Annotated in this window: 17 protein-coding genes, 2 rRNA genes and 1 pseudogene (1 of these 20 cut by a window edge); 7 read left to right on the top strand and 13 right to left on the bottom strand. The window is 49.3% G+C overall.

Annotated features, from left to right (window positions below; translation table 11 throughout):
- Window positions 1–34: 34 nt before the first annotated feature.
- From trmB to Dia5BBH33_RS02565, 4 genes are all read right to left on the bottom strand, one after another.
- A complete protein-coding gene (gene trmB, locus Dia5BBH33_RS02580; RefSeq protein WP_022382816.1) occupies window positions 35–694 on the bottom strand; it encodes a tRNA (guanosine(46)-N7)-methyltransferase TrmB in 660 nt (219 codons plus the stop codon).
- Between the two features lie 121 nt (window positions 695–815).
- Entirely contained in the window at window positions 816–2825 is a 2010-nt protein-coding gene (locus tag Dia5BBH33_RS02575) for a sulfatase-like hydrolase/transferase (RefSeq protein WP_108850911.1), read from the bottom strand.
- Between the two features lie 358 nt (window positions 2826–3183).
- Window positions 3184–4542, bottom strand: a complete 1359-nt coding sequence (locus tag Dia5BBH33_RS02570; protein WP_143332314.1) for a PFL family protein — start codon at window positions 4540–4542, stop codon at window positions 3184–3186.
- An 11-nt stretch (window positions 4543–4553) separates the two neighbouring features.
- Window positions 4554–4826 (bottom strand): ACT domain-containing protein, encoded by a 273-nt coding sequence (locus tag Dia5BBH33_RS02565; RefSeq protein WP_022382813.1) that lies wholly within the window; start codon window positions 4824–4826, stop codon window positions 4554–4556.
- 653 nt (window positions 4827–5479) lie between these two features.
- Between Dia5BBH33_RS02565 and Dia5BBH33_RS02560 the strand changes: the two genes are divergently transcribed.
- From Dia5BBH33_RS02560 to Dia5BBH33_RS02545, 4 genes are read left to right on the top strand one after another with little or no spacing between them, the layout of a single operon-like run.
- Window positions 5480–6238 (top strand): exodeoxyribonuclease III, encoded by a 759-nt coding sequence (locus Dia5BBH33_RS02560; RefSeq protein ID WP_174182972.1) that lies wholly within the window; start codon window positions 5480–5482, stop codon window positions 6236–6238.
- 18 nt (window positions 6239–6256) lie between these two features.
- A complete protein-coding gene (locus Dia5BBH33_RS02555; RefSeq protein WP_143332313.1) occupies window positions 6257–7414 on the top strand; it encodes a sensor histidine kinase in 1158 nt (385 codons plus the stop codon).
- Entirely contained in the window at window positions 7414–8118 is a 705-nt protein-coding gene (locus Dia5BBH33_RS02550; RefSeq protein ID WP_022382810.1) for a response regulator transcription factor, read from the top strand. Before Dia5BBH33_RS02555 ends, Dia5BBH33_RS02550 begins: the two co-directional genes overlap by 1 nt.
- A 17-nt stretch (window positions 8119–8135) precedes the next feature.
- The gene (locus tag Dia5BBH33_RS02545; protein ID WP_022382809.1) at window positions 8136–9071 is read left to right on the top strand and encodes an NAD-dependent epimerase/dehydratase family protein; all 936 of its coding nucleotides are present in this window, start codon (window positions 8136–8138) and stop codon (window positions 9069–9071) included.
- A 56-nt stretch (window positions 9072–9127) separates the two neighbouring features.
- Here the strand turns inward: Dia5BBH33_RS02545 and Dia5BBH33_RS02540 are convergent, their stop codons facing one another.
- Window positions 9128–9928 (bottom strand): HAD family hydrolase, encoded by an 801-nt coding sequence (locus tag Dia5BBH33_RS02540; protein ID WP_143332312.1) that lies wholly within the window; start codon window positions 9926–9928, stop codon window positions 9128–9130.
- 260 nt (window positions 9929–10188) lie between these two features.
- Between Dia5BBH33_RS02540 and Dia5BBH33_RS11415 the strand changes: the two are divergent.
- The 3 genes and pseudogenes from Dia5BBH33_RS11415 to Dia5BBH33_RS02530 form a co-directional block, all read left to right on the top strand.
- Window positions 10189–10365 (top strand): annotated as a pseudogene (locus tag Dia5BBH33_RS11415) (EamA family transporter); the annotation flags it as partial.
- Window positions 10366–10501: 136 nt separating this feature from the next.
- Window positions 10502–11074: a DMT family transporter gene (locus tag Dia5BBH33_RS11260; RefSeq protein WP_232518075.1), complete on the top strand. Its 573-nt coding sequence runs from the start codon at window positions 10502–10504 to the stop codon at window positions 11072–11074.
- 53 nt (window positions 11075–11127) lie between these two features.
- Window positions 11128–12072 (top strand): 2-hydroxyacid dehydrogenase, encoded by a 945-nt coding sequence (locus Dia5BBH33_RS02530; protein ID WP_108849951.1) that lies wholly within the window; start codon window positions 11128–11130, stop codon window positions 12070–12072.
- A 71-nt stretch (window positions 12073–12143) separates the two neighbouring features.
- On the opposite strand, the gene Dia5BBH33_RS02525 is transcribed toward Dia5BBH33_RS02530, so the two are convergent.
- The 8 genes from Dia5BBH33_RS02525 to Dia5BBH33_RS02495 all read right to left on the bottom strand — a co-directional run.
- The gene (locus Dia5BBH33_RS02525; RefSeq protein ID WP_143332311.1) at window positions 12144–13106 is read right to left on the bottom strand and encodes an RluA family pseudouridine synthase; all 963 of its coding nucleotides are present in this window, start codon (window positions 13104–13106) and stop codon (window positions 12144–12146) included.
- Window positions 13107–13299: 193 nt separating this feature from the next.
- The gene (locus Dia5BBH33_RS02520; protein ID WP_143332310.1) at window positions 13300–16479 is read right to left on the bottom strand and encodes an efflux RND transporter permease subunit; all 3180 of its coding nucleotides are present in this window, start codon (window positions 16477–16479) and stop codon (window positions 13300–13302) included.
- Window positions 16480–16491: 12 nt separating this feature from the next.
- On the bottom strand, window positions 16492–17373 hold the full coding sequence (locus tag Dia5BBH33_RS02515) for an efflux RND transporter periplasmic adaptor subunit (RefSeq protein WP_232518074.1): 882 nt from the start codon (window positions 17371–17373) through the stop codon (window positions 16492–16494).
- Window positions 17337–17714, bottom strand: a complete 378-nt coding sequence (locus Dia5BBH33_RS11255) for a biotin/lipoyl-binding protein (protein ID WP_232518073.1) — start codon at window positions 17712–17714, stop codon at window positions 17337–17339. Before Dia5BBH33_RS11255 ends, Dia5BBH33_RS02515 begins: the two co-directional genes overlap by 37 nt.
- 216 nt (window positions 17715–17930) lie before the next feature.
- The gene (locus tag Dia5BBH33_RS02510; protein WP_232518072.1) at window positions 17931–18857 is read right to left on the bottom strand and encodes a carbon-nitrogen hydrolase family protein; all 927 of its coding nucleotides are present in this window, start codon (window positions 18855–18857) and stop codon (window positions 17931–17933) included.
- 437 nt (window positions 18858–19294) lie between these two features.
- Window positions 19295–20635: an ISL3 family transposase gene (locus Dia5BBH33_RS02505; RefSeq protein WP_143332309.1), complete on the bottom strand. Its 1341-nt coding sequence runs from the start codon at window positions 20633–20635 to the stop codon at window positions 19295–19297.
- Window positions 20636–20952: 317 nt separating this feature from the next.
- Window positions 20953–21069 (bottom strand): 5S ribosomal RNA (rrf, locus tag Dia5BBH33_RS02500).
- A gap of 77 nt (window positions 21070–21146) precedes the next feature.
- A 23S ribosomal RNA gene (locus Dia5BBH33_RS02495) occupies window positions 21147–21775 on the bottom strand; it runs 2296 nt beyond the window's last position.

Raw genomic sequence — 21775 nt, 5'->3', positions numbered from 1 at the left:
CCCAATAATTCAGGTGGTGTATATCGCGAAACTTCTAATTTGACTTGGGACGTCTCGCTACGAGACGACATACTGGATTCCCCTTCCTGGAAAATTTCTCCTCGTACTCCGTCTCTACATCGCCTGGCACGGGAGCCTGATGCAGATCATAAGTCACGTCGGATAATTTCCATCCCATCTCTGTGAATTCCTCGATGGAAAAATCAAAAAGATCCTTATTGTCAGTCTTGAAACGGATTTCCCCGTCTTCTTTGAGGATGAGGGCATAGCGTTTCAGGAAATCGCGGTATGTCAGTCTTCTCTTGGCATGGCGTTTCTTCGGCCATGGATCGCTGAAGTTCAGGTAAATCACCTCAACCTCCCCCGGTGCGAATATATCAAGAATTTCACTGACATCCCCAAGGATCAAACGTACATTGTCGAGCGGCGGTTCTTTTTCCGCTACTTTCTTTGCGGCATAGTAAATGACGCCTTCCTGCACTTCCATACCGATGTAATTGACATCCCTGTGAATGTCTGCCATTCCGGAGATGAACTGTCCCTTTCCTGTACCGAATTCCACATGAATCGGCTTTTCAGGATGCGCGAACTGCGTGCTCCATTTGCCTTTCAGATCTTTCGGTTCTTCCAGAAAAAGAATGGAAGTGTACTGCTTAATGGATTCTTCAATCCAGGGCTTTCTGCGAAGTCTCATTAGTCCTCCTTATATTATACGGGAAAATGAAATCTTAATTCAACATTTTAGATGAATTTTAATAGGATAGCAAGAAAGAGCCGGGCAATCCTGGCTCTTTCCTAAAAAATAGTTCAAATGATTACGATGCCTGGGACAGTCCTTCGTTTTCCACTTCAGGCATCGGCTTGGCGGAAATCTTGACCGGCTTGAAACGGCTCCAGTCGAATTCATCACTGCCGGATGCTCTTGCGCGGTCCTGCAGGCCCTGATTCCAGGCTGCGTCATTGGCCGCCTTATCCGATCCAAGCTGCTCCACATCGTTCCTGATCATGATGTTGCCATACATGGTCATGAGCGTTGTGACGTCCTTGTCGTACTTCGGCGAGAAGAAATCGTCGGTCGGATCATAATGAGCCGCCTTGATTCCCATGATGCCAAGGAAGGTATCATAGAGCATGTCGTTGGTGAACGGCATATTTCTTCTTTCGAGCATCATGCGGAACTCTTCCGGACGTTCTCTCTCATACTGCGGGGATGTGTACACCCAGAACGGGATGTGGACCATGGTGAAATCGAACTGGTCCGCATTATGGCCCGGTCTTTCCGTCACCTGTTCCCCATGATCGGAGAAGTACATGACGCTGTCAGCGTGGAGATAGTTCGTGGCAGAATTCATGATGCTTCCCATGACATAGTCATTGAAAAGCACGGAGTTGTCGTATTCATCATTCATGATTTCAGAAGTGCTTCTGACCTTGCCCTGATCTTCCGACCAGTGGTAGAACTCGGACGGATACCTGTCCCAATAGCTGACGTGGCTGCCCATCAGATGGATGACGATGAGCTGGCGGCGGTTATTCGGGTCGACCTTCTTCAAGTACGGGACAAGCACTGTATCGTAGTCCTTGGTGATGACATCAGTGCCGACATACTGGTTGATCCAGTACTGGTCGTCGCAGGCAGATCCGATTGCGCCGATCGGCGTATCCCAGATGCCGAAGCGGGACTGGTTGGAAATCCATGTCGTATGGAAGCCAGCCTCCCTTGCCATATCGATGATGGAATAAGCATTGGCAAGCGCCATATCATTATACTGGTTCTTTTCTGTCAAAGCTTCGGTCAGAACCTGGACGGTCTGCGTATAGCAGGAGTAAGCATGATTGAAGAATACATAATGCGGATCGATGGCTGCCTGTGACTGGAACGGTGTCGTATCTCTTTCGTATCCATAGACATTCATATGATCGCGCGTCAGGGATTCACCGATGACAAGCACATAGACCCCGTCCGGCGCAGCCTTGAGCTTTTCAATGATTTCAGGATCCTTGATTCTCATATTTCTGCGGGCTTCAACGATTTTCTGGAAATCATGGAAGCTCTGCAGCGTTTCATACGTTTCTGCATAGACCTGCGCAATGCGCGTGCCGCCGATCGACAGTCCGCAGAGACCGAGGTTTACGATGAAGAGCCCCAGCATGGCAAACCATGTCTTTCTCGAAACAGATTCCACGCGGTCAAAGCTGAAGCGGCTGTTGTGGTAAATGAGCCAGCCAAGGAGAAGAACGGCTGTCACGCCCACGGCAATGCCTGCATACGGGATATTGACCTGGATGTATTCCATCGTCTCCGCCAGATTGGTCTGCGCCAGTGCGAGCAGCATGTTGATGGAAATCAGGGAATGCGTAATGAAGTAATATCCGATATAAGTGAACTGGATAAGCACATAAACGACAATGAGAAGCGCGCAGATGATACGTGCTATCGTTCTCCATTTCCCCGGCAGGATCCATGCGGCAGTCAGGCAGGAAATGAAGAGATAAAGCGGCGTCGACAGCTCCCCTGATATATCCGACATATCCAGAAGGACATTCGTCTGCGTGGACAGGAACGGCACAATCAGCCCCAGCGCCCATAGGAATGCAATCGTGAGCCATAGATGGAGCGCAGCCTTTTTCAAATCGTGACGGATGAAGTAGGCAGTAACAAAACCCACCTGCAGGAAGAGCAGGAATACCTTGATCTGAGATGCGAAGGCATATCCGCCAGGTGCACCGAAGTACCAGGAAAGGAAGAGAGCAATCGTAAATGGAACGAGCGTTGCGATTGCCCACCAGCGTTTCCAGTGGCCCAGACTTTCTCTTTTTTCCATTTTTTTCACCGGTTCTTTGTCCGGCTCTTTTATTTCATTTATTTCTTTCTTTATTTCATCTGCCGGTTTCTTTCCCGGAAGATCTTTTTTCCCTGCGGAAGCTTTCCCTGCTTTTATTTTTTTACGTGTCATGATAACCCTTTACATACCCGTAACTATATCCTTACTGATAAAAAAATAACTGTTTTATTTTATCACAAGTATGCAAAAAATACATCAAGGAACGGAAAGGTCCCTCTTCCCTCGTTTTACATGAATTTCCTTCCATTCCATCAAAAAAACGCCCGAAGGAAAGGCTCCGGCATTGCACTGGAACCCCCTTCGGGCATTTTATTTTCCTGTATCAGTTTATCCTGTATCAGTTTGTCAGGGAACGGATCGGTGCAGGGATCTTGCCGCCTCTTGCAATGAATTCATCTGCCTTGAATTCGTTGATCTTCATGACAGGAGCATATCCCATGAGTCCGCCAAACTGAACCATGTCTCCCGGTTTCTTTCCAGGTACCGGAATCAGGCGGGTAGCCGTCGTCTTGTTGTTGATCATGCCGATAGCCGCTTCATCTGCAAGGATGGCGGAAATCGTGGATGCCGTCGTGTCTCCGGGAACGGCAATCATATCAAGGCCGACCGAGCATACGCAGGTCATGGCTTCGAGTTTTTCAAGGGAAAGGCTTCCCTTCTGTACGGCTTCAATCATGCCAAGGTCTTCACTGACCGGAATGAAAGCGCCGGAAAGACCGCCGACGGAAGAAGAAGCCATAAGGCCGCCCTTCTTCACTGCATCGTTTAAGAGCGCCAGGGCTGCCGTGGTACCGGGGCCGCCGCAGCTCTCAAGACCCATTTCCTCAAGAACCTGCGCTACACTGTCTCCGACAGCAGAAGTCGGTGCAAGGGAAAGGTCGATAATGCCGAACGGCGCATGGAGGCGATCGACGGCAGCTTCTGCCACCATCTGTCCAAGACGGGTAATCATGAAGGCTGTATTCTTGATCGTCTTGGCAACGACATTAAGCGGTGCGCCTTTGACATCTTCCAGCGCTCTCTTGACGACGCCCGGACCGGATACGCCGACATGGATGGCAGTATCGCCCTGCGTGACGCCGTGGAAGGCGCCTGCCATGAACGGATTGTCTTCGACTGCATTGCAGAATTCGACAAGCTTCGTGCATCCGTATGCATCCTGATCCTTTGTGAGTTCAGCTGTTTCCTTCACAATCTCGCCCATGCGCTTCACAGCATCCATATTGATGCCTGCCCTGGTGGATCCGATGGCAACCGAGCTGCAGATGCTCTTCGTGACAGCCAAAGCTTCCGGAATGGAATCGATCAGAATTTTATCCGAAGAAGACATGCCTCTGTCTACAAGTGCGGAAAATCCGCCCAGAATGTCGACACCGACAGCATCAGCTGCTTTCTGGAGCGTTTCAGCGATCGGCACATAGCTCTTTGCATTCGTGCCGCCGGCAATGAGCGCTACCGGCGTGACAGAAATACGGCGGTTGATGATCGGCACACCGTATTCCCTGGAAATATCATGGCTGACTTCCGTCAAGTGTTCTGCCTTCTGGCAGATCGTATCATAGATCCTGGTCAGCAGGGTCTTTTCATCGTCGGATACGCAGCCCAGGAGCGAAATGCCCATGGTAATCGTGCGGACATCCAGCTTATTCTGGTCAAACATGCGCTCCGTCGCAAGAATTTCCTCTATATCGAGCATGGCTCCCCCTTTCAGATCCTGTGCATGGCATAAAAGATATCCGCCAGCTGCACTCTGACATCGACGCCCAGCTCACGGCCCAGTTCTCCCATATCGTCCTGTACCTGTTTCAAGGAGCCCTTTGCGTTCTCCATGTCACAGATCAGCACCATATCAAAGATTCCATCCAGAATGGTCTGGGAAATATCCAGAATATTGATGTTTTCTTTTGCAAGTTCCTTTGTTACGCCGGCAACAATACCGACGCGGTCGGCACCAATGACGGTTACCACGATTTTTTTCATGTTCTGTCCTCCCTTCGGCATACCGGAAGCGCCCTTTTTCCATCACTGCCTAGGCAGTCACTTCCCGTTTGTTGTACTGCTCTAGCTATTATAGCACAGATCCCCCTTTTTCTTATGGCATTTGAGGCCTCTGTCTTCTATGTCTTTCCGTATTTTTCATCATTATTTTTCATCATTTGATTCCGGGCTGCCAGGCGGCAGCAGAGGCAGGAATGCTCTCTTTTGCTTTTAATTGTCACCTTTCCCTTTCCCTTCACTTTTGACCCTGCAAAAATCTCTCTGAAATGGTATGATTTCTATTATTCCCAAAATGCAGAGAAGTACCTGCTTTTTACGTTCATGTGTTATTGATTTCCGATATAAGTTTATAAATTGTATAAACTTCGTTGACGATCGCTTAAAGACTCTTCTTTATACTTTGAAAAGCAGCCCTTGTATCAGCGTGGATGTTTATCGAAATTTACTACAAAAGCGATATGTGGCTCCCCAGTATTCAAAACACTGAACTATCCGTTGAATTTATAAATTTATTTATAAACTAAAACTGTATTTATGCCGTCTAAAAAGTGTATAATTAGGATGGGAATAGAAGTTTCTGAATTTACCAGCCATGGTAAATTGTTTTTGAATCAAAGGAGGGCCGTATGTCAAAACTGAAATACATCTCTTGGAATGTCAACGGACTCCGGGCCTGCATCAAGAAAGGGTTCATGGACGCATTCCATGATCTGGATGCAGACTGTTTCTGCCTGCAGGAAACCAAGCTGCAGCCGGATCAGATCGAACTTGACCTGCCCGGATACCACCAGTACTGGAACAGCGCTGTCAAAAAAGGCTACAGCGGGACCGCGATTTTCAGCAAGAAAGAGCCTTTGTCCGTCACCTATGGACTAGGGATCGAGGAACATGATCAGGAAGGGCGTCTCATCACTGCCGATTTCGGATCGCATTATCTCCTCTGCTGCTACACGCCAAACAGCCAGCGCGGACTTGTCCGTCTGGACTACCGCATGAAATGGGAAACGGAAATGATTGCTTACATGAAGCGTCTTTCCGAAGAAAAGCCCGTCATCCTCTGCGGCGACCTCAATGTCGCTCATGAGGAAATCGATATCGCCAACCCGGCATCCAACCACAAGAACGCCGGATTCACCGACGAAGAAAGAAGCCGCATGACTGAGCTTCTGTCAGAAGGATTTACCGATTCCTTCCGCTTCAAGTATCCTGACAAGGAAAAGGCGTATTCCTGGTGGAGCTATTTTGCTAAATCCAGGGAAAGAAACATTGGATGGAGAATCGATTACTTCATCGTCTCCAATGCTTTGAAGGCGCATATCGAGGATGCAAAGATCCATCCGGAAATCATGGGAAGCGATCACTGCCCTGTCGAACTTGATCTTGATCTGGATTAAGGACGGAGGCGAATCAATATGGATGAAAATGATAATCCGGCAGAGAACTTAGCACCTCCGCTGCCACCTGTACCGCCTGCCCCGCCGGAAGGAAGCAGTCTGCAGCAGAAGATGATTGCAAGCACACTGGGACTCATAGGCATTCCTGTCTCCGCTTCCATCATCATTACGACACTGCTCCTCCTCTATGCTTCTCACGGGGACGCCGTCATCAACAAGTATGTTTACATGGGATTCATCCTCCTGATCCTTGCGATCATCGCTTTCAGCGCAAGGATGGATTACCTCTTCTATGAAAGAACGAAGTCGCGCATCATCATCCCGCTCCAGCAGCTGTCCCTGGCAGCCCATGCCATACAGTACGGGAACTTCAATGTCGTGGTTGACCACCACAGCGATGATGAGCTTGGCGAGGTCTGCAACACATTCCGCACGATGCAGTCATACCTGAAGAACAGCATCGCAGAACGCGCCCACCTCCTCACAAGCCGCAAGATCCTCTTCTCAGGCATTACACATGACCTTAGGACCCCGCTCACGACAATCATGGGATACACGGAAGCCCTGCAGCTGGGACTTGGCAAAACGCCGGAAAAGAGGAAGCAGTACCTTGCCTCGATTGCCTCGTGCGCAGATGACTTGTCAAAACTGATCGATGAATTGTCTCTTTATAATAAACTTTCGACAAGCCGCATCATCTGCCATCCGGTACCGACGAACTTCAGCCGCGCTATCCACTCCTTCATCAATGAAGACCTGGAATACTTGAAATCCAGGAATGTGAACGTCTCTTACAACACCGATGATTCCATCATCGCCATGCTTGATGAGAAAGAATTCCAGAGAGTGGCTTTCAATTTACTGGCAAATACGATAAAATATAGAGACAAAGATACCTCAGAAGTCCTGATCCAGATTTACCGCAAGGGAAAATATGCAGAATTCACGTATCAGGATGACGGCCCCGGAGTTCCTCCGGAAAAGACCGCCCACATATTCGAAGCCTTTTACAGGACGTATGAGGCAAGAAGCAAAACAAGCAACGGCAGCGGCCTTGGTCTTGCGATTGTAGCGGAGATCGTCACGGCGCATAAGGGACGTTACCGCGCTGTCAATGAAAATGGATTGAAAATGATATTTGATATCCCGCTGAAAGAAGGGAGCAACACAAAATAATGAGAAAAGTACTTGTAGTGGAAGATGAACCGAAGATTGCCAACATGGAAAGAGATTTCCTGGAAGGCGCCGGCTTTGAACCATATGTCACAGACAATGGCGAGGAAGCCCTCAAGATCATGGATGAAGTGAAAATCGATGCTATCATCCTTGACGTCATGCTTCCGGGAGAGGATGGATTCTCTCTTTGCCGCAAAATGCGTGAAAAGACTGATGCGCCGATTATCTTCGCAACAGCACGCACAGAAGATGCGGACATCGTCAGAGGTCTGGGCCTCGGCGCTGATGACTACATCGTGAAGCCGTTCAAGGGCACTGTCCTCATGGCTCACCTGAGAGCTCAGCTCGCTACCCACAACCGTCTCCTCAGCAGAGACCTTGCAAGACCGCAGGTGGAAAAAGGCATTACCGTAGGCGATGTCACCATCTGTCCGAAAGCCCGCCAGGTACTCCTGAACGGCAAGGACGTCACACTGACAGGCAAGGAATTCGACCTCCTCTACTTCCTCGTCCAGCATCCGAATGAAGTATTCTCCAAGGAACAGCTCTTCGAGAAAATCTGGAGCTTCGATCCGATCGGCGATCCTGCAACGGTCACCGTACATATCAACAGACTGAGAGACAAGCTGAAAAACGCTGCCGGACATCCTTATGAAGGAATCGAAACCGTCTGGGGCGCAGGCTACCGCTTCCATCAGGACTGATTCCGGGGGGTGGAATTTTGCGAATTTTAGTAACCGGCGGTGCCGGATTTATAGGTTCTCATCTGGTCGACAAGCTTCTGTCGCTCGGCCATGAAGTAACCGTCATTGATAACCTCTCCGCAGGGACGGGAGAATTCCTCCCGCCTCAGGCGGAATTTATTCAAGCGGATATCAGAGATAGAAAGACCCTTCAAGACCTTTTTGAAAAAAGGAAATTTGACGTCGTTTATCACGAAGCAGCACAGACCATGGTTCCTGTATCCATCAAGGATCCAAGCTATGATGCGGACGAAAACATCATGGGACTTCTTTCCGTCCTTGAGTGCGCAAGAGCGACTGGCGTGAGAAAGATTATTTTCTCCTCCTCTGCCGCTGTTTACGGGGACAACCCCGCCCTTCCCCTCAAGGAAAATGAAGTGCCTGTCCCGGAATCCTTCTACGGCCTGACCAAGTGGATGACCGAGAAGTACCTGGAACTTTACAAGAAACTGTACGGCCTTGATTACACGATCCTTCGCTACAGCAACGTGTACGGTCCCCGTCAGGGAGCTAACGGAGAAGGCGGCGTCATCTACATTTTCGCAAAAGCCCTTGCCTGCGGAAAGCCCATCACCATCTTCGGCGACGGTTCACAGACAAGAGACTTCATTTCCGTCCATGACATCGTTGCAGCCAATGTCGCTGCCCTTGAAAAAGGAAGCGGGGAAATCTGCAATGTCAGCACGGAAACGGAAATCAGCCTGAACGAGCTCGCCCATGAAATAGTCACACTGGCCGGATATGATGATTCCTTCATTCATTACACAGAAGAACGTACAGGAGATATCCATCGTTCCTGCCTGTCCAATGAAAAGCTGAAATCTCTCTTCGGCTGGAAACCATCGTACAACTTAAACGACGGATTGAAGGATACCCTTTCCTTCTTTACCCAGCGGGAAAAGAATACCAAATAATCCAATAAAAAGAGACTGTCAATCGAACCATCGATTCCAGTCTCTTTTTGTTGGATTTATTTCAGACGTTTTTCAATCATGTGCGCTACGCCGTCTTCTTCATTCGATGCGCAGACAGCTTTCGCTGCATCAAGGGCAATCTTGTCCGCATTGGCTACTGCATAAGACTCTCCTGCCATCCTGAGAAGCGGGACATCATTTTCCGTATTTCCAAATGCCATGATCTCGGAAGAGGAAATCCCTGCCTGATCCGCCAGGTACTTCACAGCCGTTGCTTTATTAATGCCGCTCTTGTGCATATCGACGAAGTCATCTCCGGGGAATACGACATCTACTGCATCCCCGAACTTGTTTTCAATAGCTTTCCTGATTTCCAGCCTGACAGCGGGATCCGGATCAGAGAAAACGATCCTTGTCACCTTCTTTGGCGGATTGAAGAAAGCCGCCCCGAGAAATTCTGGCTGCACGGTCCTGTACTTCCTGTACTTGATTTCCGTCCCGTCGGGGCCTTCCATGTAGATTTTATCATCCCAGAACGCAGTGACCTTGAGCCCCTCTTCCTTTGCCCATAAAAGAGCCTTTGAAGCAAACTTTGGATCCATGCCTTCCTGATAGATGGCTTCCCCCGTTTCCCCCATCATGATCCATGCGCCCGTATAGCATACGACCGGGACATTGCCCAGTTCGAGCACTTCCATTTTCTTCCTGGCCGAATTGCACATACGTCCCGTAGCAATGACGACCTTGAATCCTTCCTCCGATGCTTTCTTGATTACATCACGAGAGTATGAGGAAATGGTCATGTCGTCATGCAGGAGCGTACCGTCAAGATCAATCGCCATCATACGAATCGACATATCAAAACTCTCCTTCTTCAGGGAAATCCCTGTATGATACCCGGTAAACGGGTAATTATTTCAAAAGAACATTCTTATTCGACTATACCACATTTACAGATGAGAAAATACCCTTGGCGCCAAATGGAGCCGATTTCACCTTCCTCTTTGCTGAATGGTAGCAAAAAGCAGGATTATTCATTATAATAAATAATAATCAAGGGCATGCCTCATGCCAAATTCCAGAGCCTGCCGCGGCTCTTTTTTTCAACGGAGAATGTATGAAATATCGTCTTCTGCTCGTACTGGCGGCCTTGATCTGGGGCTCTGCCTTTGTGGCGCAGGTCGTCGGCATGGACACGATCGGTCCATTTACCTTCGGCGGCGTACGTTTCCTCTTGGGAAGCGCAAGCCTTCTGCCCATTATTTATATGAACCGGCATAAGGAAAATCCCAAGTCCACGAAGATTCCGCTCTGGGCGGCTTTCCTCATGACGGGACTTCCCCTTTTTGCCGCTGCCACGATCCAGCAGGTCGGCCTGCAAGTTCACAACGGCATCAAAGGCCAGTTTCCTGACAGCCAATTACATACTCTTGGTCCCCTTCTTCGGGCTCTTTCTGGGACATCCGCTCCGCCTGACGCACCTTGTCGGAGCCGTCACTGCTATTACGGGCGTCTACCTCATGTCCATCAAATCAGATTTCACCATCAGTCCGGGCGACCTCATGATGCTTCTCTGCGCTATTTTCTTCTCCCTGCAGATTCTGGCGCTTGATTACCTGACGCAGAGATTCGATCCCGTTCTTCTTTCATCGGGACAGTTCTTCGTCACAGGCATCCTGAACCTTGTCCTTGCCTTTATGTATGAAACACCGACATGGACCGGAATCGAAGGCGCTATGGGCGCTCTCCTCTATACCGGCATCCTTTCAAGCGGCGTTGCTTACACGCTGCAGGCAGTCGGGCAGAAATACATGCCCCCGACTGAAGCCTCCATGATTTTAAGCCTTGAAATGGTCTTCGGCGGATTGAGCGGCGTCCTTTTCCTGGGCGACACATTCACCGAACGCCAGATGGCAGGCATTGCCGCCATGTGCATAGGCGTATTCGTCTCGCAGCTTCCAAGCCGGGCCATTCTCCGGCTCAGAGAAAAACCCATCTCATAAATCCCACGATGTATTCATCCCCTTACGGGAATTGATCAGGAAGGAGCAGTATTATGAAAGAAATCGTTATCGCGCAGCCATTGGGCATTACCAGGGAGCTTTTGGAATCCCTTGCATCCGGTCTTAAGAAAGAAGGCTGGAACCTGACCGCTTATGACAAAGTCCCCTCCGGACAGGAAGAGCTCGGGAAACGCATCGAAGGTGCTGACATCGCTGTCATTGCCAACTATCCTTTGAAGAAGGAAGCATTGGAAAAAGCCTCTTCCCTCAAGTACCTCTGCGTCGCTTTCACCGGTGTCGATCATGTCGATATCTCTTACTGCAAGGAAAGACATATTGCCGTATCCAACTGCGCAGGCTATTCCACTGAATCCGTTGCTGAACTTGCCTTCGGCATGGCGCTTTCTCTCTACCGCATGCTTCCTGAATGCGGGGAAGCCATAAGAAATGGAAAAACGAACGCCGGCCTTTGCGGCATCGAGCTCAAGGGAAGGAAATTCGGCATCATCGGAACAGGCGCTATCGGACAGCGCGTGGCCGGTCTTGCCCAGGCATTCGGATGCGAAGTCTATGGATACAGCCGCACACCGAAGACTTACCTTGTCAACTACACCGATCTTGATACCCTTCTTAAGACCTGCGACATCATTTCTATCCATGTCCCCCTGACCGATGAGACAAGAGGACTGATCAATAAGGAAAAGATTGCCCTCATGAAGAAGGATGCCATCCTGATCAATACCGCCAGAGGCCCTGTCGTCGACAGCAAAGCCCTTGCCGATGCATTGAAGGAAGGAAAAATTGCCGGCGCAGGCATCGACGTCTTTGAAGGCGAACCTCCGCTTCCTGCCGATCATCCGCTCCTCTCTGCTCCTCACACCATCCTTTCGCCGCACGTAGGCTTTGATACGAAAGAAGCTATGGAAAGAAGAGCCATCCTTGTATTCCACAATATTGAGAACTACCTGAAAGGCGACCAGAAAAACGTCATCTGCTGATGCAATATAAATGAAAGGCCCTGCATGCCGCCTGGCATGACAGGGTCTTTTTGTATGTACACTCCATGTATTTATTTCTGAATGAGTTTTTCCATATCTTCTGGAAGCGGCGCGCGGAAGGATTTCCCTGAAACGCCTTCAAAGCCTTCTTCAAAGGCAGGAAATGATAGCAGTCCTGCATGAAGCATCTGCCTTTTGATGCCAAGTTCCCTTGACGCTTCGATGCTCTCCTTTGTTTCGTACTTCTTATCCCCCAGGAGCGGATGACCTTCTCCTGCCATCTGCACGCGGATCTGATGGGAACGTCCTGTCAGGAGCTCGATTTCTACGCGCGTGAAGGTAATTCCCTCTTTGCGATACGTTTCTTCGGCTTCATAGAGGATTTCAATATGCTGCGCATCTTCTGATTTCTTCACGAGGCGTACCTGGTTATCCTCATGATCCTTCTTAAGATAGCCTTCCAGCTTTCCCTTCCCCTTCATTTCTCCGTAAACAAGGGCTGTGTAGATCTTTCTCACATCACGCTTCTGGATGATTTCATTCATGGCCTGCAGGGCATGGATATTCTTTCCTGCAATGACAAGGCCGCTCGTATTCCTGTCGAGGCGGTTGCAGACGGACGGCTTGAAAACAGGCGTCACTTCATCCTTCAGGTACGCAAGGATTTCATCATTCAATGATTTTTCCCCGGATGCATCCCCCTGCGTCAGAAGCCCTGCCGGCTTGTTGACAAGAAGCACATCATGATCTTCATAGACGATTCTTCCGGAGAGTTCATCCCCGTCAGCTTTCCTTTCCGGGACCTTTTCTTCTTTTCCCATGAACTTGTCTATCGTTTCATCGGAGAACCAGATTTTAATGCTGTCCCCTGCCTGGATTTTTTCCTTTCCTTCAAGCTTCCTGTCGTTCAGTGTAATATTTTTCTTTCGAAGACTCTTCCGCAGAAGACTGGCTGATGCACCGGGCATCAATTTCGTGATGTATTTCCATACACTCTGCCCTGCTTCCGATTCGCGGACCCTGAATTCTTTCATACTTTTCTCTCTTTCAATTTAAACGGGCCTTCCTGCCGCTCCTGCCATCCGGATGAATCATTTTACCTCTTTCCTGGCAAAGCGCAGAGAATCCCGGTTTATGCTTATTTCTTTATTGTACCATTATGCGCGGTTCCCATGGAATATTCCAATAGAAAAAGAGGAGCTCTTGTCAGCCCCTCTTTTCATCAACTTACTTCTGCTTTTTGAAATACGGCTTGATGCCTCCGCCAAGTTTTGAACTGCGGATGGCAGCAGCTGCTTTCTCCGTTACGATATAGAATGCCGGGATCAGGAAGAGCCCGAATAACGTAGCAAATGTCATACCTCCTACGACGGCAACACCCATGCCGCATCTGGCCCCTGCGCCCGCACCGGTTGCAAGCGCCAGCGGCAGGCAGCCGATGATGGAGGTGAAGGCTGTCATGAGGATCGGACGGAAACGGAGACGGGATGCCTCCACTGCAGCCTCCAGCGGATCCATGCCGTTATCGACACGTTCCTTGGCAAATTCAACGATCAGGATGGCATTCTTTGCCGCCAGACCGATGATCATGATAATGCCGATCTGCATGTAAACGCTGTTCTGGAAACCATCACTGGTCGATCCGAGAAGCGCTGCCATTTTATTGATGGCATATTCAGAGAAGAGCGCTCCGAAAATACCCGTCGGTACGGTAAAGAGTACGGCAAACGGGACTGACCAGCTTTCATAGAGAGCTGCCAGGCAGAGGAAAGCAAAGACAAGCGCCATGGCAAGTGTCTTCATCGTTGAGCTAGAGGAGTTATTTTCCTCGCGGCTCTGGCCGGACCATTCGATTGTCTCCCCTGCAGGAGCGACGAAAAGGACAGCTTCCTTAGCCGCTTCCATGGCTTCGCCGGAGCTGTAGCCGGAAGCGGCACTGCCCTGGATGGCAATACTTCTTACACCATTGAAACGCGTGATGGAAGAAGGCGCTGTCGTAATGGATTTCGTCAGGATGGTATCAAGCGGAACCATATCGCCGCTGGAAGTCTTAACGGAAATGAACTTCAGGGAATCCGCCTGGGAGCGGTACTGCGTGCCTGCCTGTACGATGACTTTGTACGTACGGCCGAACTGATTGAAATCATTGACCTGCGTACCGCCGAAGTTGACCTGAAGGGCCGTAAATACATCTGACAAATTGATGCCAAGACTCTTGACCTTCTCACGGTCGACAGAGAATTCATAGCTTGGCGTATCAGCACTGTAGTCGCTTCTTGTACTCATGAGCTCAGGACGCGCGTTGCAGGCTGCGACAGCCTTGGCCGCCAGATCGCTGAGTTCCGTATCCGAAAGGCCCAGATTATCCTGCAGCTGCATGCTCCAGCCGCCTTCCATGCCAAGGCCCGGGAGCGAGGACACATTGAATGCATAAATGCTGGCTTCCGGATGATCCTTTGCCGCCATCATGTTGAACTGGGTAATAATGGACGTGACACTTTCGGCCGATGCAGTCCGCTGATCCCAGTTATCCAGAGAACCGTAAAGATTTCCTGTATTCGAACTGGATCCGCCTGCATTTGTCATGACATCCTTGACGCCTGGAATCGTCTTCGTTTCAGCCGCCATGGCATCGACTGTCTTGATTGTCTGATTGAGGGACGTCCCTTCCGGCATCTTGATGCTTGCCATGAAGAATCCCTGATCTTCAGACGGAACAAAGGTCGAAGGAAGAATCTTGTAGAAAGCACCCATGAGGACGCATATGACGACGAGGAAAATGCCTGCAAACTTCAGATGATGAATCATCCAGTCAACCTTCTTCGTATAGCCTTCGCGTATATGGTCGAAAGAAGAATTGAACTTATGGAAGAATGCGGCAAGCGGGCCATGCCTGAAACCTGTATCGCCCGGCTTCAGGAGAAGCCCGCAGAGGGCAGGCGTCAGCGTCAGTGCAACAAATGCGGAAATTGCAATCGATATCGTAATCGTCACGGCAAACTGCTTGTAAAGGACGCCCGTGATGCCGCCAAGGAAGGCAACCGGAATGAAGATGGATGCCAGGACTGCCGTCATTGCGACAATCGGCCCCTGTACTTCATCCATAGCCGCTTCCGTCGCAGCCTTTGGATCGAGTTCCTCCCTTTCCATGTGCTCTTCAACGTTTTCAATGACGACAATCGCATCATCGACGACCATGCCGATTGCCAGGACCATCGCAAAGAGTGTCAGCGTATTGATGGAGAAATCAAGAAGAACGAAAGAAGCAAACGTACCGATAATGGAAACCGGCACTGCGAGGACCGGGATCAGCGTCGTCCTCCACTTCTGCAGGAAGAGGAATACGACGAGAACGACAAGAATCAAAGATTCAATGAATGTAGCCTTGACTTCATCTATGGATGCATTGATGAACGACGTATTATCCATGACGATAATGTAATCAAGATCCGGCGGGAAACTGTCCTTGGCCTCCGAAAGAATCTGCTTGACCTGCGTGACAGTATCAAGAGTATTCGCATCATTGGTCAGCTGTACGCCAAACCCGATCCCCGACTTCCCGTTGATCTTCGAATTATTGCTTTCATTCTGCGTGCCTCTTTCAATCGTGGCAACATCCTGCAAATGGACAAACTGGCCATTGGAAGCAGACTTCAGGATGATATTCCCGAACTGTTCCGGTGTCGTGAGACGCCCTTCCACCTTGGCACTGTACTGCTTTTCCTGCGTAGCCGGTGCCGGCTGGGCACCGATCGTACCGGCAGGAGCGGACACGTTCTGCTCCTTGATGGCAGATGTGACGTCTGCCACCGTCAGCCCTCTTTCAGCGAGCTTGTCCGGATTCAGCCAGATTCTCATGGCATAGCTGGAACCGAATGTATTGACATTGCCTACGCCGTTTACACGCTGCAGTTTATCCAGAAGGTAAATATCTGCGTAATTCTTAAGGAAGGCCTGGTCATATGTACCCTTTGGCGAATACAGATTGACCATCAGCACCATATCGCCGGATGCTTTCCTGACAGTAAGGCCCGTCTGCTGGACCTCGGAAGGCAGGCTGTTCTTGGCCAGATTGGCACTGTTCTGTACATTGACGGAATCCGTATCCCCGTCAGAATCGAGGTCAAAGACAATCGAGAGGCTGTAAGAACCGCTGTTGCTTGACGTCGAAGACATGTAGTCCATATTTTCAACGCCGTTCAGCTGGTCTTCAATGACCTGCGCGACCGTCTGATTGACGATGCTTGCGTTGGCACCCGTATAATTGGCGCTGAGACGTATCGTCGGCGGAGAAATCTGCGGATACTGCGCAATTGGCAGTGTCGAAAGCGAGATCAGGCCGAGGAGTACGATAATCAGCGAAATGACAATCGCAAAGATTGGACGCCTGATAAAGAATTTAGACATAACCGGCCTCCTTTATGACTGCTGGGAGGTAACGGCATAAGACGGCGTCGTGCTTGTCGTCAGGGACAGCCCCAGTTCCTGCGCATTCGTTTCCGTAGGATTCAGAGCCTGTCCTTCCTTCAGATTCGTCAGACCTTCTACTACGACATTATCATCCTTGGTAAGACCGCTCTTGACGACATAGTAGCTTCCCACTTCATCGCCAAGCTCTACGATCTTGGAAACAGACTTGTTGTCCGGCCCCACGACGATGACAAAGGACTTGTTGAGAACCTGCTGCACTGCTCTTTGCGGAACGAGAAGTGCATCCTTCTGCGGCTGGCCCTCAATCGTAATCTTGGCAAACATGCCTGGAAGCAGGAGATGATTGTCATTATTGAAGAGAGCTTTGACTGTGAGCGTACCAGTGGACTGATTGAGCTGGCGGTCAGCAATATATGTCGTGCTTGTTTCCGCATACTTGGAACCATTGCTGAGCGTGAGCGTTGCCGTCGGCGGAACAAATTCACTGCTTGCTGCATCGCTTTCCTTCGGCTTGCGTCCGTTTTCTCTGAAATTCAGGAATTCATTTTCACTGACAGAGAAAGAGACATAGACCGGATTGATTGTGCCGACAGATACGAGCTGCGTCGATCCCGACGTCACATACGTCCCTGCCGCCACATCATCGACAGAAAGCTTTCCTGACATTGGAGAACGGACGACAGTATCATCCAGATTCTCCTCTGCCTCCTGCAAAAGTGCCTGCATATCTTCATATTCAGAACGGTTTGTTTCCACCGTGGCTCTCTGCGTCGTGAGCGTCTGCTCTGCAATCGCACCCGAAGCCTCCAGCTTTTCATAGCGCTGAAGATCAATCAGGGAATTGTTGTAAGCCGTCCTGGCCTTATCCACATTCGACCTTGCAGAAAGTACCTGGGACGAATACTGACGATCGTCGATCTGTCGATCTTATAAAGCGGCTGCCCCTTCTGGACAGCCTGCCCGCTGGTAAAATACTTTTCCACAATAGAACCGGAAACCCTTGGCTTGATGGCTACCGCATCCGTCGATTGTACTTCCCCTGAATAATCATGGGAAACAGATACATCCTGCTGGAGCACCTTCATCGTCTTGACAGAAACAGCATTGCTTTTCTGCGCCGTCGTGCCGCATCCGGCCGTCAGACCCATGATTCCGAAAAGAATCACAGCTGCCGCTATTCCTGCCTTCTTCCTTGCATTTCCTATCAACATATTCCCACCCCTGACTCTGTCTGTCCGTGTCTCCTGCCTTCAATTCATCAGGCAGGGATCATCAGACTATTGATTCCAATAGAAAAAATCCAGGCATGCCCGGATCCAAATTCATTCATGTCTACCTTATTGTAACAGAAAACAAAACCTAAATAAATGAAAAACGGATGGAATATCCCGAACCGGGACATATCCATCCGCCTGCACTTTTATTGATTATTTGTCGTCCACATGAAGTGAGAGGACATCATTTCTTGCATAATGACCGCAGGGATCAAATTCCATCTTGGCAGCCGCAGCGTCCTCCATGTCCAAATCCGCGTAAATAATACGCTCCATATCCCATACCGTCTCAGAAATATCATGACCATAAGGATCGATCACACAGCTTCCTCCGCGGCATACGATACCCTTGGAAACAGCATCCTTCTCCGGAGCCGTTGCAAGATCCCCCGGATAAGAATCCTTTGTAATCAGCATATCGCAGTTGATGACAAAACAGCGTCCTTCCAGTGCAATATGACGGATCGTATGCTGCCATTCCGCATTGTCATTCGTATTGCAGGAAATATAGATCGTAATCCCCTTCTGATACAGCGCCGTCCTTGCAAGAGGCACGTAACTCTCCCAGCAGATCAGGCAGCCGATCGGCCCCCAAGGCGTATCCATCACAGGGAAATATCCCTCATTCGCATCGCCCCAGACCACACGCTCCGAGCCCGTAGGCTTGAGCTTCCTGTGCGTCAAGACTTCACCATCCGGGGAAATCAGAAGATTGGAATTATAAAGCGTCCCGTTCACCGCATCCCTTTCCGAAATGCCGATGCTTACATACACGCCAAGCTTCCTGGCCTCTTCCTTCAGCACTTCCGTCTCTTCCTCACCCACAACAATGGATGCATCCGAATAACGCTTCCAGTCCTTCCTGCCATCAGCCGTACGACGTCCCACAGAAAAGCCGAAATTCATTCCATAAGGATAACCGGGAATAAAAAGCTCCGGAAACACAACAAGATTCGCCCCGCCCTTAGCCGCCTTCTTCAAAAGCGATAAAGCCTTCGAAAGACAGGCCTTCTTGTCAAACATCACAGGCTCCGCCTGCACCACAGCCACCCGGCATTGTCCGTCCTTTACTTTCATCATAAATCCCCCTGCCATAGTTTTATCGTATCTTTCAGTCAATGTTACATATAGTTTACCATGTCAGCATAATAAAAGAAAAGGGAACATAAAGAACACGAATTACGCCGATTGACGTCCCTCTTAATCCCCCGTCTCTTCCATTAACCATTTCAGCAATGATAGTGCAGAACATAATATAAACATAAAATGAAAAAGTCAATCGCAATGATTGACATACCTTCGCTTATCAAATCCGCATGTTTTTCACCATACCAGCCAAGAGGACTCAGCAGGTATTCATGCAATAAAACCACCAACCGGTAAAGATTGATGGGATTTAGCTGAATCAGCTCTGCTTATTCCTCCCTTCCATTCCAACCGAGATGAGGCAGCAGGTTATTCACACAAAGCAAAAAAGGACATCGATCGTAATGATTGACGTCCTTTTTTATGGCTCTTCACGGAAATTTGGGGGATGAATAATTTTTAGGTAAAGAATGGAATCGGATAAGGGTAAAGAAATAATCCATGTTTCGGTACCCATATCCGATTCTTTTTAGTACCTTGATCTTATTATTGAATCCTTCAAGCTTCCCCGTATTGATAGGATACAGGGCATGAGCAGCCAGTCCCTTGATTCGCTTCTGCTTTTGCCGGGCAAACTTTACCAGGGCAGGAATCCCGCTCTCCAGTCCAGCCTGAATCCATTTTGTCCATCCGGCGAGAGCTTCTTCATAGTCAGTCAATGTGAACAGACGAGTCATCTCCTGCTTCATGGCATAACAAATCGCCAAATCCCTATGCTCGCTCAGGATATCCAACAGATGAGTTTTCTGCCTTTCATTCAGGTGGTCGTCCTTCTTTAACAGTATCCATCGGGATTTCTTTAATTCGGTATAAAGCTTCCTTTCTTCATGGCTCTTTTCCCTGGCCATCTTCTGGAGCTCTGGATTATTAGTTTTTTTCGTATATTCCTTTAATGCTTCTGCTTCCTGCCTATGCTTTTGTGCTTCCTCCAGGCGCACGGCTCCCATAACATCACGCCCAAACTGTGCCTGCATATGGTACCGGTCATAAACGATGGGGACCTTCGGACAATATTTCTGGAACAGCCTGTTAAAGGATGCGTTCATATCCATGGCCACCGCTTTTAGCCTGGAAAGAAGCGAAAGGTCAATGCTCTTAAAGAAGTGCTCAAAATCTGCCATGGAGCGGCCCAGGCCGGCCCACAAGATGAATCCCGTTTCCAAATCCATAACGCAGGTGGCATAGCGATGGCCCTTATGGATAGCGAACTCATCTACGGCCAAATACCGTGGGCGATAGTTACTTTTCTTCAGGCAGGTTTCAAAGGCAGCCAACGCCTTATCCATGATATGCTTTTGTATTTTCTGTATGGCACTCCAATGTACAGAGAGCATGGCCGAAATGGCAGAAATGGATGTATGACACTTAAGCAGATGGATAATCCACAAGGCCATATCCCAAGTAACGCGTGTGAAAGGGCATTGGCAGGGGATATCTTCCGTTATGGTCTCCCCGCAGGATGTGCAGCGGAATCTGTGCCCCGAGAACTCTATATACTTCTTTTGCTTAGGAAGATCTGGAAAATCCTTGATGAGTACAGAAAAAGCCCCATAACTATACATACGGGAGTGACAGTGCGGACAGGAAAAATCTCTGGCAGTCCGTAGACTGGTAACTCGGGTATGGCAATGAGGATTTGGATGGTTAGTGATATTTTCTGTGCGATAATATTGACAATTAAAAGTGATTTCATTATGGTAATAAAAGAGCATTATTCGACCTCCGTGCGTAGTTTTAGGCAACTTACATTTTGGAGTAGATAATGCTCTTTTTCAATGCCAATTTTATATGTTATTATTTTTATCCCACAAAAAAGCGTGAAGAGCCTTTTTTATTAATCAGCTCTGCTTGTTGTTCACCATTCCAGCCAAGATAAGCAGCAGGTATTCATGCAAATAAAAATGACGCTGATCGTAAGACCAACGCCCTTTTAGTTAATCAGCTCTGCTTGTTCCTCCCAGCCATTCCAGCCAAGATGACACATAAAGCAAAAGGGCACTAACCTATATTGGTTAGTGCCCTTTTAGTTAATCAGCAGCTTCCTATCCTCCCAGGCCGCTTCCAGCCAAGTACTTTCGGCGTTTGTGAGCTTAACTACCGTGTTCGGCATGGGTACGGGTGTATCCTCACAGCTATCACCACTGAATCTGAGAGTCTGTTCTCTCAAAACTATACAGAAGAAGTTCCGAAGGCTCTTTCAAGCCGGTCGTGCTTTTGTGAAATTAAGTTAAGACCTCGACCTATTAGTACTGCGTCGCTCCAAGCCTCGCGGCTCTTCCACTCACAGCCTATCAACCTCATCGTCTTTAAGGGGTCTTACTCATTGCTGATGAGAAGTCTCATCTTGGGACGGGCTTCACGCTTAGATGCTTTCAGCGTTTATCCTTTCCGGATGCGGCTTTCCAGCCGTGCCACTGGCGTGACAACTGGTACACCGTTGATCCGTCCACTCCGGTCCTCTCGTACTAGGAGCAGCCTCCCTCAAACTTCTTGCGCCCGCGATGGATATGAACCAAACTGTCTCACGACGTTTTGAACCCAGCTCGCGTACCACTTTAATGGGCGAACAGCCCAACCCTTGGAACCTACTCCAGCTCCAGGATGTGATGAGCCGACATCGAGGTGCCAAACCTCCCCGTCGATATGAACTCTTGGGAGAGATTAGCCTGTTATCCCCAGGGTAGCTTTTATCCGTTGAGCGATGGCCTTTCCACGCAGTACCACCGGATCACTAAGCCCGACTTTCGTCTCTGCTCGACTTGTCTGTCTCGCAGTCAAGCTCCCTTCTGCCTTTGCACTCTTCGGCCGGTTTCTGTCCGGCCTGAGGGAACCTTTGGGCGCCTCCGTTACTC

This window comes from Dialister hominis (genome assembly GCF_007164725.1).
GTDB lineage: Bacteria > Bacillota > Negativicutes > Veillonellales > Dialisteraceae > Dialister > Dialister hominis.
The sequence above is the reverse complement of the archived record's forward strand: the minus strand, read 5'-3'. Positions and strand labels throughout refer to the sequence as shown.

Excerpts from the sequence above, each read along its gene's own strand:
- trmB (WP_022382816.1), bottom strand. The coding sequence starts at position 694 with ATGAGACTTCGCAGAAAGCCCTGGATTGAAGAATCCATTAAGCAGTAC.
- Dia5BBH33_RS02575 (WP_108850911.1), bottom strand. The coding sequence starts at position 2,825 with ATGGAAAAAAGAGAAAGTCTGGGCCACTGGAAACGCTGGTGGGCAATC.
- Dia5BBH33_RS02570 (WP_143332314.1), bottom strand. The coding sequence starts at position 4,542 with ATGCTCGATATAGAGGAAATTCTTGCGACGGAGCGCATGTTTGACCAG.
- Dia5BBH33_RS02565 (WP_022382813.1), bottom strand. The coding sequence starts at position 4,826 with ATGAAAAAAATCGTGGTAACCGTCATTGGTGCCGACCGCGTCGGTATT.
- Dia5BBH33_RS02555 (WP_143332313.1), top strand. The coding sequence starts at position 6,257 with ATGGATGAAAATGATAATCCGGCAGAGAACTTAGCACCTCCGCTGCCA.
- Dia5BBH33_RS02550 (WP_022382810.1), top strand. The coding sequence starts at position 7,414 with ATGAGAAAAGTACTTGTAGTGGAAGATGAACCGAAGATTGCCAACATG.
- Dia5BBH33_RS02540 (WP_143332312.1), bottom strand. The coding sequence starts at position 9,928 with ATGTCGATTCGTATGATGGCGATTGATCTTGACGGTACGCTCCTGCAT.
- Dia5BBH33_RS02530 (WP_108849951.1), top strand. The coding sequence starts at position 11,128 with ATGAAAGAAATCGTTATCGCGCAGCCATTGGGCATTACCAGGGAGCTT.
- Dia5BBH33_RS02525 (WP_143332311.1), bottom strand. The coding sequence starts at position 13,106 with ATGAAAGAATTCAGGGTCCGCGAATCGGAAGCAGGGCAGAGTGTATGG.
- Dia5BBH33_RS02520 (WP_143332310.1), bottom strand. The coding sequence starts at position 16,479 with ATGTCTAAATTCTTTATCAGGCGTCCAATCTTTGCGATTGTCATTTCG.
- Dia5BBH33_RS11255 (WP_232518073.1), bottom strand. The coding sequence starts at position 17,714 with ATGTTGATAGGAAATGCAAGGAAGAAGGCAGGAATAGCGGCAGCTGTG.
- Dia5BBH33_RS02510 (WP_232518072.1), bottom strand. The coding sequence starts at position 18,857 with ATGATGAAAGTAAAGGACGGACAATGCCGGGTGGCTGTGGTGCAGGCG.
- Dia5BBH33_RS02505 (WP_143332309.1), bottom strand. The coding sequence starts at position 20,635 with ATGCTCTTTTATTACCATAATGAAATCACTTTTAATTGTCAATATTAT.